This is a genomic window from Chryseobacterium sp., from assembly GCF_029240215.1.
GTDB lineage: Bacteria > Bacteroidota > Bacteroidia > Flavobacteriales > Weeksellaceae > Chryseobacterium.
This window is the reverse complement of the sequence record NZ_JARBTK010000001.1, coordinates 170,962-185,737: the sequence shown is the minus strand read 5'-3', so window position 1 is coordinate 185,737 and position 14,776 is coordinate 170,962. Positions and strand designations below refer to the sequence as shown.

General features: G+C 34.8%; 17 protein-coding genes. 4 read left to right on the top strand and 13 right to left on the bottom strand.

Annotated features, from left to right (window positions below):
- Nucleotides 1–8 precede the first annotated feature (8 nt).
- The gene (locus K0R77_RS00905) at nt 9–746 is read right to left on the bottom strand and encodes a DUF6261 family protein (RefSeq protein WP_300346312.1); all 738 of its coding nucleotides are present in this window, start codon (nt 744–746) and stop codon (nt 9–11) included.
- A 586-nt stretch (nt 747–1,332) separates the two neighbouring features.
- Between K0R77_RS00905 and K0R77_RS00900 the strand changes: the two genes are divergently transcribed.
- Nucleotides 1,333–2,499, top strand: a complete 1,167-nt coding sequence (locus K0R77_RS00900; protein WP_300346310.1) for an aspartyl protease family protein — start codon at nt 1,333–1,335, stop codon at nt 2,497–2,499.
- Nucleotides 2,500–2,584: 85 nt separating this feature from the next.
- Here the strand turns inward: K0R77_RS00900 and K0R77_RS00895 are convergent, their stop codons facing one another.
- The 9 genes from K0R77_RS00895 to K0R77_RS00855 form a co-directional block, all read right to left on the bottom strand.
- Entirely contained in the window at nt 2,585–2,968 is a 384-nt protein-coding gene (locus K0R77_RS00895; protein ID WP_300346309.1) for a DUF5071 domain-containing protein, read from the bottom strand.
- 123 nt (nt 2,969–3,091) lie between these two features.
- A complete protein-coding gene (locus tag K0R77_RS00890; RefSeq protein ID WP_300346308.1) occupies nt 3,092–3,580 on the bottom strand; it encodes a hypothetical protein in 489 nt (162 codons plus the stop codon).
- Between the two features lie 26 nt (nt 3,581–3,606).
- Nucleotides 3,607–3,993, bottom strand: a complete 387-nt coding sequence (locus K0R77_RS00885; protein ID WP_300346307.1) for a hypothetical protein — start codon at nt 3,991–3,993, stop codon at nt 3,607–3,609.
- A gap of 3 nt (nt 3,994–3,996) precedes the next feature.
- A complete protein-coding gene (locus K0R77_RS00880; protein ID WP_300346305.1) occupies nt 3,997–5,355 on the bottom strand; it encodes a M28 family peptidase in 1,359 nt (452 codons plus the stop codon).
- A 1-nt stretch (nt 5,356) separates the two neighbouring features.
- Entirely contained in the window at nt 5,357–6,754 is a 1,398-nt protein-coding gene (locus K0R77_RS00875; protein WP_300346304.1) for a M28 family peptidase, read from the bottom strand.
- A gap of 296 nt (nt 6,755–7,050) precedes the next feature.
- Complete coding sequence (locus K0R77_RS00870; protein ID WP_300346303.1) at nt 7,051–8,292, bottom strand: DUF1015 domain-containing protein; 1,242 nt, start codon at nt 8,290–8,292, stop codon at nt 7,051–7,053.
- A 7-nt stretch (nt 8,293–8,299) separates the two neighbouring features.
- Nucleotides 8,300–9,259, bottom strand: a complete 960-nt coding sequence (locus tag K0R77_RS00865) for a D-2-hydroxyacid dehydrogenase (RefSeq protein WP_300346302.1) — start codon at nt 9,257–9,259, stop codon at nt 8,300–8,302.
- 107 nt (nt 9,260–9,366) lie between these two features.
- A complete protein-coding gene (serC, locus tag K0R77_RS00860; protein WP_300346301.1) occupies nt 9,367–10,431 on the bottom strand; it encodes a 3-phosphoserine/phosphohydroxythreonine transaminase in 1,065 nt (354 codons plus the stop codon).
- 117 nt (nt 10,432–10,548) lie between these two features.
- A complete protein-coding gene (locus tag K0R77_RS00855; protein ID WP_300346300.1) occupies nt 10,549–10,899 on the bottom strand; it encodes a 4Fe-4S dicluster domain-containing protein in 351 nt (116 codons plus the stop codon).
- Between the two features lie 59 nt (nt 10,900–10,958).
- Here K0R77_RS00855 and K0R77_RS00850 point away from each other — a divergent pair, with 59 nt between their 5' ends.
- Genes K0R77_RS00850 through K0R77_RS00840 form a run of 3 tightly spaced genes read left to right on the top strand, consistent with a single transcriptional unit; the run spans nt 10,959 to nt 13,204 of the window.
- Nucleotides 10,959–11,993: an acyl-CoA reductase gene (locus K0R77_RS00850; RefSeq protein WP_300346298.1), complete on the top strand. Its 1,035-nt coding sequence runs from the start codon at nt 10,959–10,961 to the stop codon at nt 11,991–11,993.
- 47 nt (nt 11,994–12,040) lie between these two features.
- On the top strand, nt 12,041–12,493 hold the full coding sequence (locus K0R77_RS00845; protein WP_300346297.1) for a peptidylprolyl isomerase: 453 nt from the start codon (nt 12,041–12,043) through the stop codon (nt 12,491–12,493).
- A 27-nt stretch (nt 12,494–12,520) separates the two neighbouring features.
- Nucleotides 12,521–13,204 (top strand): Bax inhibitor-1 family protein, encoded by a 684-nt coding sequence (locus K0R77_RS00840; RefSeq protein WP_300346296.1) that lies wholly within the window; start codon nt 12,521–12,523, stop codon nt 13,202–13,204.
- A 166-nt stretch (nt 13,205–13,370) separates the two neighbouring features.
- On the opposite strand, the gene K0R77_RS00835 is transcribed toward K0R77_RS00840, so the two are convergent.
- From K0R77_RS00835 to K0R77_RS00825, 3 genes are all read right to left on the bottom strand, one after another.
- Nucleotides 13,371–13,619, bottom strand: a complete 249-nt coding sequence (locus K0R77_RS00835) for a hypothetical protein (protein ID WP_059136935.1) — start codon at nt 13,617–13,619, stop codon at nt 13,371–13,373.
- Nucleotides 13,619–13,927 carry a co-chaperone YbbN gene (locus K0R77_RS00830; protein ID WP_300346295.1) on the bottom strand — a complete coding sequence of 103 codons (309 nt, stop codon included), beginning with the start codon at nt 13,925–13,927 and terminating at the stop codon, nt 13,619–13,621. The genes K0R77_RS00835 and K0R77_RS00830 overlap by 1 nt, the downstream gene beginning before the upstream one ends.
- A gap of 125 nt (nt 13,928–14,052) precedes the next feature.
- Nucleotides 14,053–14,685, bottom strand: a complete 633-nt coding sequence (locus tag K0R77_RS00825) for a peroxiredoxin (protein WP_230669270.1) — start codon at nt 14,683–14,685, stop codon at nt 14,053–14,055.
- Between the last annotated feature and the right edge of the window lie 91 nt (nt 14,686–14,776).

Here is a 14,776-nt window from a genome sequence, read left to right as displayed (position 1 = left end):
GTTCTCATTTAAGGCTTCTCCACATTACTCTTATTTCCGGTTCTTCTTGAGACCACTACATTTGAAAAATAACTTCTTCCATTATTGATGATGGTAAGAATATCTTTATAGTAAGTATCTTCTTTTACAGAAGCTAATGCAGAAATGTAGCTCGTCATTTTATTGTAATCTTCCCTCAGGTTTTTGCGTAAAGTTTTTACGTCGTAGGTAATCTTTTGGGAAACCTGATAAGAACGGTGCGAAAACAGATCGTTGAATGCCGTATTAGAATCTGCTAAATGATTGATGAATTTCACAAGTCCTAACGCTGCAACGTGCGAACTGTAATCAGAAGAGAGAAGTCGGCCGACCAAAGAATTCAGCTTGTTGGTTTCCTCTTCGTACGTGTCGTCTTCCACGCCTTTGTATTCGTTCAATAAAATTTTGAGAGCATTGTAAGCCTCTTTTTCTGCCTGAGTTTTGGCATTTTTGTACGGCTTCAGACCGTCTCTTAACGACTGCAAATCGGCATCACGTTCTGCATCGAGTTCTGCAATTTTCTGAGATTCCTCATTCGCTCTTATCTGATTGAGCGCATTGTTGTAGGTAGGGATTTGAGCATTTAAAGCATCAAAAAGCCTTTTAAAATCCGGATCAGCATTTTGATCCAAATCTGAACTACCGAAATCTTCAAAGAATCTTACGATCAACTGACCGAATTCTGCGTGGTGTAACTTAGCGTGGTCTAATGAAATTAAATTTTTCATAAATGCATTTTATATATTAAAGTTAAAGTCTTCGACTTGAAGAATAGTGTCGTGCTAAACAAAGTCGAAAATATTTTTTTCGATAATGCGTCGGAAGTTCCGACGGGGCAAACCTAAACTGTTTCTTGTCGTCGGAACTTCCGACGGAGAGAACTTTAACAGAGGGAAGCTTTCTGAAGTTCAGACGGAGTGATCCTGAAGTGTTTTTGACTGTCTGAGCCTCAGACGGAGAGAACCTGAACAGAGGAAGACTGTCGGAACTTCCGACGGGGAAAACCCAAATAAGCGGTCGATAAAGTGTTTTATTTTTCATCAAATTTTGTTTTGTGTTATTCAAAATTATTAAAAAAATTAATTGAATGAATTTTTTTTAATGAAAATTTCTACTGTAATTTTAAAAAATGGTGTATCAATTTGTTTTTTTTTTACTTTCTTCAAGACAGTTTGAGGGAAAATATATTTGAAAATCATTTAATTGTTCTTTTTAAAAAGATTTTAAGGCGAGGAATATTTTTTCAAATAAACAGGACTGTAATTAAGAATAGTTTTTATCAAATAAATCCCTACTTTAGTACAAAATAACGCCATGAAGAGAAATCTGCTTTTACTTTTTGTTTTTTATATCACCACTTTTTCAGCGCAGGGAAAGAGGTTTTTTGAGGGTGGGGAAGCGGTGCTTAAAAATGATGTTGAGAAAGTGAATCTTACATTTGCCAACGAGCTACCTTTAATAAAAGTAAGCATCAACGGAAAACCGTATCAGTTTTTATTTGATACAGGTGCACCGACAGTCATTTCAAATGCCGTTTATAACGAACTAAATCTAAAGAAAAAACATAAAAGCAGAGTAGGAGATTCTCAGAAAAACAAGCAGATGCAGGTTTTCACAGAGTTACCGGAAATGATTGTTGATCAGATTGTGTTCAAAAATATTGGTGCTATAGTCGTTGATCTGGAAGGTCCAGAATTTGGATGTTTAAAGATTGACGGGATTTTAGGAGCCAATCAAATGGCAAAACTTTTCTGGAGGATCAATTACTCTGAAAATATGCTTGAGGCAACAAAAGATCTGACTAATTTTTCTACAGACGGTTACGAAACGGTTTTCTCTTTCAAACCAAAACCTCAGAAAACACCAATGATTTCCTCAGAAATTTTAGATCAAAAAATCAATCTCACTTTTGATACGGGATTCACCGGAGGTATAAAAATTTCGGATAAAAATTACGATCCCAAAAACGGGAAAGTGAAATCTATTGAAACATATGGAGTAAACTCGGTAGGAGCTTTCGGAACGGGAAAACCGTTGTCTTCGTATCACTTCAGAGCCAATGAATTGTTACTTGCCGGACAAAAATTTAACAACGAAATTGTAATGACCGGAAATTCAAACCTTGTCGGAAACGAGTTTCTGAAAAAGTTTAAATTCATCCTCGACTGGCAAAACAACAAGGTTTATCTGCAGCGCATCAAAAATGTTCCTGCAAAATTAGAGTCGTTTGGTTTTGCATACCGTTTTATTGATTACAAAGCGAAAGTAGTACTGGTGTTCCGTGAGAATAATGTTCCCTTGAAAATTGATGATGAAATTCTGAGCATCAACAATGTAAGTTTAGAAAATCTAAATCAGGAATCTTCTTGCCACTATTTACTCAACAGAGTAGAAAAAAGCGCCAATTCTATTGACATAAAAGTGAAAAGAGAAGGAAAGATTTTAGATTTTACGGTAGCTAAGAAGGAGTATTTGAATTAATGTAGATCCTACGTCAATTCGAGTAGATTTTTAAAGAAAATCGTATCGAGAATATTATATTTAAATGGCTTAAAAATAGATGTAATCAAGACCATTTTGCAAACTTGATCACTTCTATTGCAACGAGATTTACTTCATCAATAACCTCAGTAGGAGTAGGGTGAGTTGCAATTTGATTGATTCTCTCCTGAATTTTTTTACTTTTTGTAGATTTCCCAAAGATTGAAATCACCCAATATTTCCAAACTTCATCGTTGGTATTTAGCACAAACATAATTTCATCCTCAATATCATCTTGGTAGCGTAACAGATTTTCTGCGAGAATTCCAGCAACAGGCCAATTCATATCCTGCAACCATTCCATCAATTGAGGAATAATCGATTTGATTTCTTCATATTTGTAATCTTCAAGCCTGTAAGCGGGTAGAAGATCACTTTTGTCTTTAGGAATTAATTGGTTTAGATTCATCCGATCTTTTTTTAATCAACTTCAATAATATCTATATTGTTATTTCTCATTTTTAATTATTTTAAATTTCGTCAATTCGAGTAGGTTTTTGAAGAAAACCGTATCGAGAATTTTGTGATATTTCTATTTAAATATTTCCTTAAACTCGTCGTAATATGATAGCTTTTCATAGCCGAGATATTTAAAGTCTGCTTGTATCTGATTTTTTATTTTGAAATAATTTGAATGATAAAATTGAGATATCTTAATGATTTTTTTGTCACCTTTATATAAATACAAATACTCATATGTACCGCTTTTGGAAGTAAGATGACTATATTTCCATCCTTCAATTTCAGATACTTTGTATAATTCTGATTTTAATCCGAAAAACTTTTTCACAATTATTTCATCTTTGTAAAGTTTCACAGTGATGCATTTAGTTCTCAGCTCTCCAAAAAATAGCATTACAAAAGAAAATATAAAAATAAAGGGAAGGAAGATTTTAATGAATAATTTATCTTCGTATTCAGAAGAAGTGAAAAATGTCGGTAAAATTATTATAATTAAATACATAAATGCAGTAGAAAGTATCAAAGGTAAATAAGCTTTGATTGTAAATTTTGTTTTCATCTTGATTAATTTAAACATTAAGTTTTTCACTCCAAATAATTCCCATCCTCAATCACATAACCTCTCAATGTTGAATCCTGATCGTACATTAGTTTAAGTCTTACAAAACCATTAGGATCTATCAAACCCTGCTTTTCTTCAATTTCATAGGTGTCATTACCATCACAATCCTTCATGAAATGTTTTCCTATTAACTTTACAACCTCCGTTCTCTTTGTACCTTTTTCATTTCCTCTGTGTGGAAAAAACAAGACATTATTGATTAAATCAGGAAGCATTTTCTTTCTGTGATTTTCTCCGTACAAACCGTTTTCTTCATTTTGCCACTTTTCAGATTCAAAATTTTCTTTGCATCCAGAAATTGAAAATAATATTAAAAGCAATAAAAACTGTTTTGGAAATGTGATTTTCATGGTTTACCAATTCTTATCAATCATATAAATCATCTGCGTCATCACGGTTGCACCCAACAACAATTCTCTGCGGTTTACTTTCTCAAAAGTGTCTTCTTCGGTGTGGTGAATGTCAAAATATCTTTGAGAATCGGGAACCAATTCGGCAGTCGGAACTCCCATATCATGAAGCGGATAAATATCTGTACCGGAATATCTTCCGTCAAAATCATAAGCTCCGTAAGGTAAAAACAACGGAATCCAGCTTTTAATCTGATTGATTTTTGCCTCGTCCATTTCTAAGGCAATTCCTCTTGGTGAAAATCCTCCCGCATCAGATTCTAAAGCGAAAAGATGCTTTTCTCCGGTTTCTTTTGCTGTTTTTCCATACTGAATTCCGCCTTTTACACCGTTTTCTTCATTGGCAAAACAGACCACTCGTATGGTATGATTATTTTTGATTCCTAAATTTTTGAATGTTCTTAAAACTTCAATACTCTGAACGATTCCCGTTCCGTCATCATGTGCTCCTTCACCAACATCCCAAGAATCTAAATGTCCACCAACAACAATCACGCTCTGATCTTTTTTGCCTGACAGCTCTCCAATCACAGTATGAGAAAGTTTTTCGCCTTTCATTCCACAGTTTGAATTTAATTTTGCTGTAATTTTTTGTGACTTTAAAAGATTTTCCAGTTCATCAGCGGTTGTATTTCCTATAGCTACAGCAGGAATTTTGGTCACATTATCTTTATATCGCATTGCTCCTGTGTGCGGAACATCATCAAAAGCTGAAGACAAAGATCTCACGATGGCGAATTTACCACCCTTCTGTGCGGTTAAACTTGCAGCGGTTGATCTGTACGCAGAAGCATCGCCATATGCTTTAAAAGTTTCGACGAAAGACTGGCTGAAAGGGTAGTTGAAGAAAACGATTTTATCTTTTACCTGCTCAGTCATTAGTTTTTCGTATTCTGCAAAAGATTTTACCATAATAATTTCTCCAGAAATGTCTTTTCCTCCTGTACCTTCAGAATTTCCGAGAGAAAGCATTTTAAGTTTTGTCCATTTTCCGTTTCCGGTTTTTATCTGTAAAGATTCTTTTCCTCTTTTCCAAACCGGAATCATTACTTCCTGTAGCCAGACTTTATCTGCTCCTGCATCACGAAGTTTCTGAGCCGCCCACTGAACAGATCTTTCATAGGCTTCAGAACCGCTCAGACGATGACCGATGTTTTTCGTTAAATCTTTAAGTTCATTGTAAGCTTTTCCTTTGTTTAAAATCTCTGTCGAAATTCTGCGGAATTGGGCAGAATCTTCTTTGCTTTGGCAGAAAAGGTTCAGGCTTAAAAATATTGTAATTGCAAATGTTATCTTTCTCATATTACCAATTCTTATCAATCATAAAAACCAACTGTGTCATCACAACTGCCCCCAAGAGCAATTCTCTTTTGTTAACTTTATCGAAAGTATCTTCGGCAGAATGGTGATAATCGAAATATCTCTGCGTGTCAACTACCATTTCAATTAACGGAATATCCAGTTTCTTCAATGGTGCAATATCCTGAATAGCATATGTCTGATCAAAATCGTAAACACCGTAAGGAAGAAAGTATTCTTTCCATGGGAAGATCAGACGCCTTCTCTGCGGAGACATATCGAGTGAGAAACCTCTCGGAGAATATCCCCCTGAATCCGAACCTAAAGCGAGAATGTGTTTTTCTTCTTTCTTTTTCACGTAGGCTGCGTAAGTTTCTCTTCCCTGTCCGCCATTTTCGCTGTTGGCGTATAGCACAACTCTTATAGTGTGATTGTTATCGTAACCCAAAGCTTTAAATGTTCTTAAAACTTCCAGGCACTGCACCACTCCCGAACCGTCATCATGAGCACCTTCTGCAAAATCCCAGGAATCAAGCTGAGCTCCCAGAACAATCACTTTAGAATCTTTCTTTCCCGGAATTTCTCCAATGATATTGTGGTTGATGGTTTCGCCTTTAGATTCCGCAGTCATGTTGAGTTTTGCTTTTACAGTTTGTTTTTTCAGAAGCTTTTCCAGTTCGTCTGCAGATTTCACTCCGATTGTTACAGCAGGGATTTTTGCTTTGTCATCTGGTTCGTAATAAATCTGTTTTGCATGAGGAACATCGTCCAAAGCAGTAGTTAATGATCTTATAATTAATGCTTTTGCTCCTTTTTTACCGATTACAGATGCGGAAAGTAATTTAGATTTGGCAGCGATCAGATAAGAATCTACAGTGAAAACAATTTTTGGATCGATAGGATAGTTGACGAAAATGATTTTGTCTTTTACTTGCGCACTCGTGAGATTAACCATTTCCTGAACATCATTCACCAAAAGAATATCGTAGATCATATCTTTCCCGCCTGTACCTTCAGAATTCCCGAAAGAGAGCATTCGTATATTTTTCCATTCTCCGTTTCCTGCTTTGATCTGTAGCGACTCTCTGCCCCTGATCCAGACAGGAACTCTTACTTCTTGTTTCCAGACATTTTCTGCACCAGCTTCTTTAAGATTTTTCTCTGCCCATTCTGTAGCCTTTGCATAACCAGGAGTTGCACTGAATCGTGGACCTACGCCTTTGGTCAATTCGCCAAGATTATTGTATGCCGCTCCGTTGGTCAGTATTTCATCCGAAATCTTTTTAAACTCATCGATATAATTAAATTTCGGGATTGGCTTCGGTTTTTTGACAGGTTTCTTTTGTGAAAATAAAAATCCACTCAAAAAGAGTGGAAATATGATGAGCAGAATTTTTTTCATTGTACTGACCTTTTTCTTTTCGGTGCATAAAAATAAAGAAAAATTCAGTAAGTATGGTAGATTTAGATGATGCTTCTGTTTTTTAACGCAAAGAGCGCAAAGATTTTTTGACTATTGACTGTTTTTAAGTTCGCAAAGGCGTTCTACTTAGCAAAGACCACGAAGATTTTAATTTAAATAAAAATTTCATGATAAAAAAAATCCTCAAAATTATTAATAATTTTGAGGAAATAGTATATTTTAATTTTCGCTTTGAATGGTAAGCAATAAGCAATAAGCCAATCGCCAGCCGCCAATTACTTCATGTCGTACATCAACAATGCAGTCACCAATTTAGGTTCAATGAATGTACATTTTGGAGGCATACGAAGTTTTAAATCAGAAATTTTAATCATATCATTAAAACTTACAGGATAAATTCCGAAGCCTACTTTTCCTTCACCATTATCTACTTTTTCTTTTAAAATCTTGATACCTTCAATATTAGAACTTCCTTTGATGTAAGAAATCTGATCTGAACTATCCGAATCTTCAATTTTCAGAATGTCCTGAATGATGTATTTATCTAAAAGATGGTGATCTAAATTATCCAAAGACATCTCCTGTGAACGAAGATCATGCTTCACATGAAGAGAGTAAAACTTCCCATCAATGTACATAGAAATGTGGAATTTCTGTGACGGATAGTAAGGAGTTTCTTCTTTTTCGTGAATCAGGAAATATTTTTCTAAGCTTTTAAGAAATTCTTCTGTTGTCAAATCTCCAATACTGCTTACAATCCTGTTGTAATCGTGGATTTTGATCGACTGGTTGGAAACGATAAAGCTGTAAACAAAGTTATAAGCTTCCGTACCGTTGTGCTTTTTATTTTTATCTTTCAGACGCTTTGCATGAAGCGCAGTAGAACCAATTCTGTGGTGACCGTCGGCAATGTAGAAAGAATCAATCTGGTCGATAACCTCCTTGAACTGCTGAAGTTTCAGACGGTTGTCTATTCTCCATATTTTGTGTCTGATTCCTACGGTATCCACATGATTAAAAATCGGAACGTTTTTTTCCTCATGATTCATCAGCAATTCGATCTTTGAATTGGATGGATAGGTTAACAATACGGGTTCTGCCTGAAGGTTTACTTTATCTAAATAGTGAGCTAATTTCTCTTTTCTTTGAGGGATGGTACTCTCATGTCTCTTTATTTTACCACTCCAGAAATCTTCTATACTTGCCAAGCCGAGAAGTCCTCTGAAAACCTGTTTATTGGGGTAAATCTGCTCATAAAGATAATATGAAGAGCTATCCTGAACGAGAGTTTTCTCATCCAGCAGTTCCTCAAAAGTTGAACGGATTTTCCTTAAATTCCGGTCTACATCTTTAGATTTACTTACAACATAGGGTTTGATCATATTGATGTAAGTCTTTTCTTTTTGCGCTTTTTCAGCGATTTCAGCCTGTGTGAAATTATCTAAAGGATGAGTAGGAAATGTAGCCTCATGATCCTTATGAGGTCTAATTCCGCGGAAAGGTTTAAAAACTGGCATATATAATTTATAGTTTCTTTTTAATCTCAATAATCTGCTCTGCAAGCTCTACACCTATTTTTTCCTGAGCATCTACGGTGTTTCCGCCAAGATGTGGTGTAAGAGACAGGTTAGGGTTCATTAATAAAATGAGTTCAGGAGTTGGTTCTGTTTCAAAAACATCCAATGCGGCTCCTGCCACTTTGCCGGACTCAATAAAATCGAGTAGGGTAACTTCATTAATAACGCCTCCTCTTGCAGTATTTACAATATAAACACCTTCTTTCATCATTTCAAACTGAGGCGTGTCTATAATATATTCATTTGTTTTAGGAGTATTGATGCTGATAAAGTCTGCATCTTTTAAAAAAGCTTCTGTATCGTTGGTAGAAGTTACTTCAAAATGTACAGTCTGTCTGTCAAAAAAACTTAAACTGATGGTTTCTGTTCTCGGTTTTCTTGTCAGAACTTTAACTTTCATCCCTAAAGAAATTCCCATTTTTACTACTTCCTGTCCGATTCCTCCAAATCCTATGACTCCTAAAGTTTTGCCTGAAAGTTCATAAGCATTGCTGAAAGATTTTTTCATGGCATTGAAATGAGTATCTCCTTCTAAGGGCATCAATCTGTTTGATTCATGAAGAAATCTTGCAAGCGAAAAGAAATGTGCAAAAACCAATTCAGCGACTGATCTTGAAGATGCATTCGGTGTGTTGATTACGTACAATCCCTTTTCTATGGCATGTTCTACATCAATGTTATCCATTCCGATGCCGCCGCGTCCGATAATTTTCAAACCCGGACAGGCATCAATTAAATCCTGTCTTACTTTGGTAGCACTTCTTACCAAAAGAACATCCACATTATTTTCATTAATAAAATTAATAACGTGATCCTGAGCAACTCTGTTGTCAAGAATTTCGATCCCTGCCTCTTTTAAAGCAAGTTCTCCTGCTTTTGAAATTCCGTCGTTAGCTAAGACTTTCATATATTTTTAATTTTAGGATTTAAAGATTTAATTATTTAAAATTCATTGATTTTACTTAATAATTTTAATCTTATCATCTTTCAATTTTTTGCGTTGCCTAATTTAAGCTATTTTATTGACTTCATCACATCGACCAAAACCTGCACGCTTTCAATAGGTAATGCGTTGTACAGACTTGCTCTGTATCCCCCTAAACTTCTGTGACCATTCAATCCGCTGATCCCTGCTGCTTTCCACGCAGCGTCAAATTTTTCTTTTTTGCTGTCATCAACCAATTTGAAAGAAACATTCATCAAAGAACGGTCTTCTTCTACGCAGAAAGTTTCAAATAAAGGATTGCTGTCGATTTCGTCATATAAAAGTTTTGCTTTTGCTTCGTTTCTTGCTTCAGCAGCTGCAATTCCTCCGTTGTTTTCTAAGTGTTGTAATGTCAGCAAAGACGCATAAACAGGGAAAACCGGTGGAGTATTGTACATTGATTCTTTTGAAATATGCTGAGAATAATCCAGGATTGAAAACATATTTTCTCTTCCTGTTTTACCTAGAATTTCTTTTTTAATCACCACTAAAGTAACTCCGGCTGGTCCCATATTTTTCTGAGCCCCGGCATAGATTAAATCAAATTTAGAAAAATCTAATTGTCTTGAGAAAATATCAGAACTCATATCGCAAACCATCAAAGTATCAACTTCGGGGAAAGATTTCATCTGAGTTCCGTAGATCGTATTGTTTGATGTACAGTGGAAATAATCATATTCTGATCCTACGGTATAATTTTTAGGAACAAATGAATAGTTTTCTTCTTTTGAAGAACCTAAAACATCCACAGTTCCTACTTTTTTTGCTTCTTTGATCGCTCCCGCAGCCCAAGTTCCGGTATCCAGATAAGCAGCTTTTCCGCCAACTTTCATCAAATTGTAAGGAACCATTGCAAACTGGAGACTTGCACCACCTCCCAAATACAAAACTTCATAATCATCACCAAGATTCATCAATCTTTTTACAATTGCACGAGCTTCATCCATTACCGCTACAAAATCTTTGCTTCTGTGCGAAATTTCAAGAAGAGATAAACCGATCCCGTTAAAATCTAAAATCGCTTCTGCCGATTTTTCGAAAACTTCCTGTGGTAAGATACATGGTCCTGCGCTGAAATTGTGCTTTTTGCTCATAATTTTACTTTTTGTTTTATTTGAGATTTTGCCGATTTATCAATCTGCTATTTCGTATTTGATCTATTTAAATATAAAGTTAAAAAAACCGTCTCAAGAAAAATGAGACGGCATTGTTTATTCACCGTGTAAGAATGCTTTTTTGTTAAGCAGTGCTTCGTCAGATTCTACATGATCTTCATCCGGAACACAGCAGTCTACCGGGCAAACTGCGGCACATTGTGGCTCCTCATGGAAACCTTTACACTCTGTACATTTGTCTGTAACAATGAAGTATACATCATCACTCACCGGTTCCTGAGGCGAATCTGCATCTACAGTCAAACCCGATGGTAATGTCACAGTACCTCTCAATTCGGTACCTTCGGAAGCTTTCCAGTCTACTGCTCCTTCATATATTGCATTATTGGGACATTCTGGTTCGCAGGCACCGCAATTAATACATTCATCAGTTATTTTAATAGCCATCGCTAATTTTTTTTAAATTTGCACAAAATTACAAAATATTCCCCACTTTTACAGTAATTATGAATATCGAAAAACAAGTTTTAGGGCTTATTAAATTAAGTGAGTACATAAAAGCGTTTTTATCAAAAAATCCTGCAGATTTTAATGAAAATGATTCTGAATTTGAAATGATTCTGAAGAAATCTGAAATTGAAAATCCGTGGTTTACGATGGATAATCAGAAATTTGCTTTGACGCAATGGACGGATTTATTGACAGAGGAAAATTTAAAATCATGGTTGGGGAAGTATTCTCCATCCAAAACAACAAAAAAAGTAGGGTTGATTCTTGCCGGAAACATTCCTTTGGTGGGATTGCATGATGTGATTTCTGTGGTTTTGAGCAATCATATTCCATTGATCAAATTGTCGTCAAAAGATAAGCAAATGCTTCCATTTCTCTTAAAAAAATGGAAAGAATTTTCTGATAACGAAATTAAATATGAGTTTGTTGAAAGACTGGTAGATTTTGATGCTGTAATTGCTACCGGAAGTAATAATACTGCGAGATATCTGGAGTTTTATTTTAAAAATCATTTAAGTATTATCAGAAAAAACAGGACTTCTGTTGCAGTTTTAAAAGGTGATGAAACAGAAGAAGAACTGAAGCTTTTGGCACATGATATTTTCTTGTATTTTGGTTTGGGATGCAGAAATGTAACAAGACTTTTTATCCCTCAAGATTTTGTAATCGACAGGATTTTTGAAAGTTTTATTGATTATAAAGAAATTATCAATCATAATAAATACGCCAACAATTACGATTACAACAGAGCTGTTTATCTTCTGAACCAGGATCAATTCTGGGATAATAATTTTGTGATGATGAAGGAAGACGAAAAGCTGTTCAGTCCTTTGTCAGTCATTCATTTCAGTAGATATTCTTCTTTGGAGGACGTGAAAAATTTCATTGCCGAAAATGAAAAAGATATCCAGTGTGTCGTTGCGAAAAAAGAGCTGAATCTAGATTCTATTGAGTTTGGTGAAGCGCAAAATCCAGATCTGGACACATACGCCGATAATGTTGACACGATGAAATTTTTGGAAGTAATCTGATTTATTCTTCGTATCTTCATCTGCAAATTGACACTCAAATCATCAAAATGAACAAATTATTTTTAATATTAGCACTTTTATCTGTCCAACTTTTTTATTCACAAGAAGTTGTGGATCTGAAAGTTGAGAATAACAGAAAAACTGATACGCCTTTAGATTTAACTAAAAAGCAGATTGAATTGTACAACGGAAGATTTTCACAATTTATCGCCGCTTTAAAATCTTCTGACCGTAAAAAGATGGAAAGTCTGCTTGCTGATAACGCAAGAAAGGTTGTAACGGAAGCTGTTTACAAAAAATTGACATCAGATATCAACAGTACAAAAAAAATGGAGATCATCAAAACAGGTTATAAGCCTATGATTGACGGAAATACCTATCCAATGATTCAATACAAATATGCAGATGACAAATCGGATGATCCGAAAGAAGTGATCACGGCGGTGTTTGAAAATGACGGTAAAATCCTTGGAATTAAGCCCTTTAAAAAGACAAAATAAATTATTAAAAAAATAAAATATAAATTTATGATGACAGATGTTTTAGTTGCGAACTCAACAGATGTTGAAAAGGCAAGTTTTTATAAGAAAACCTATTTACACGTTGCTTTTGCAATTTTAGCTTTTATAGGAGTTGAAACTGTTTTATTGAAAACTGTTCCTGCAGAATGGATTTACATGATGTTTGCACAGAAATACGCTTGGTTATTGATCATTGGTGTCTTCTGGCTGGCTTCTTTTTTAGCTTCAAAATGGTCCTTATCTCAAAGTAAATCTACGCAATATTTTGGTTTAGGATTTTATGTCGTGCTTGAAGCTTTGATTTTTCTTCCTTTGATCTACATTGCGGTTATTCAGTCGGGAGGTCAGGTTATTTTTCAGGCAGCGACGCTTACAATTGCAATGTTTGCCGGGATTTCCGCAGTTGCTTTTACTTCGAAAAGAGATTTTTCTTTCCTTAGAAATATTATTGTGATCGGTGGTTTTCTTGCGTTAGGATTGATCGTTGGCGGAATTGCTTTCGGTTTCAATCTTGGACTTTGGTTCTCTGTTGGTATGGTGATTCTTGCTTCTGCAACCATTTTATATCAGACAAGTAAACTGAAAGATTCTTACAGCACAGATCAATATGTAGGAGCTTCTTTACAGCTTTTTGCTTCTATTATGTTGTTGTTCTGGTATATTCTAAGTATTTTAAACAGAAGAAGCTAAACTTTAAAAGTTAGTTATAAGTTTTGAGTTATGAATGCTCAAACTCTTACAAATAAAAAATCCTGATGTGCTTTTCATCGGGATTTTTGTTTTTTTATTTAACACGAATAGCACAATTCTTAAATAGAGCATATTCATGAGAAATATTTATAAAATTAGTGTTTAACTATTTATCAATCGAACCTAAAACTTTCTGAGCAAAAGAATTCAAAGCATCTTTTTCGCTCATTCCGTTTTGTACGTTGGCGTGAACTTCTAAAGCTCCGCAGATATTGGTAATCAATTCTCCGGCAACATTTAAATCTTCTTCGCTTGTTCCTCTGAACTCACTAAAACTTTCCAAAACTTCTAAAGTTTTTTCAAGATTTTCAGGAGTCTGGTTCTGATAAAATTGTCTGATTATAGGTAACTTCATTATGCTAATTCATTAAATAAATTAATTAAACTTTCCGCCTGATTAGACTGAACCTGGTTTACCAATTCACCATTTTTGAAAATAGCAAACGTTGGTAAATTGTCAACTTTAGCCAGTTTTCTGCTTTCAGGAAGTTTTTCTGCATCTACATATAAAAATGGAATTGAATCATTTTCAGAAGCTAATTTTTTGAATTTCGGCTTCATAATTCTGCAGTTTCCGCACCATGTTGCTCCGTATTGTACAACTACTTTTTCATTTTCGCTTACAATATTCTGAAGTGTATCTTCTGTTAATTCTGTATACATGAGTTTATTTTTTAGAATAAAAAATAAACAATGTAGCAATTTTTAATAATTTACCAATCTAACAATTGAAAAACGAGTCTTAAAATTGTTATACTGTTAGATTGCTACATTGTTATAATAAAACTTTAGTTCTTTGCTAAATATTCAGCAGTAGAAGTTCTGTCAGCTTTCATTGCGTCTTTTCCTTCTTCCCAGTTTGCAGGACAAACTTCACCGTGCTTCTGAACGTGAGTGTAAGCATCGATTAATCTTAAATATTCTTTCACGTTTCTTCCCAAAGGCATATCATTTACAGACTCGTGGAATACTTTTCCAGTTTCGTCGATCAAATAAGTTGCTCTGTAAGTTACGTTTGAACCTGTGAAATACTCATTACCTTCCTCGTCAAATTCAAGATCCTGATCAACAATATCTAATAGATTTGCCAATTGTCTGTGAGTATCAGCTAAAAGCGGATAAGTAACTCCTTCAATACCACCGTTGTCTTTTGAAACATTTAACCAAGCAAAGTGTACTTCGTTTGTGTCGCAAGAAGCTCCGATTACTTTAGTATTTCTTTTTTCAAATTCACCTAAAGCCTCCTGAAAAGCGTGAAGCTCGGTTGGGCAAACAAAAGTAAAGTCTTTTGGGTACCAGAATAAAAGTACTTTTTGTTGGTTTTTTGTAGTTTCTTCGAAGATGTTGATTCTAAGATCATCACCCATTTCAGACATTGCGTCAATCGTTACGTTTGGGAATTTTTTTCCTACTAAAGACATAATTTTCTAATTTTTGATTTATAATTTAATGATGCAAATATATAATATTTCTATCTATCGAAAGAATGATTATTGATAAATAAAATCTATA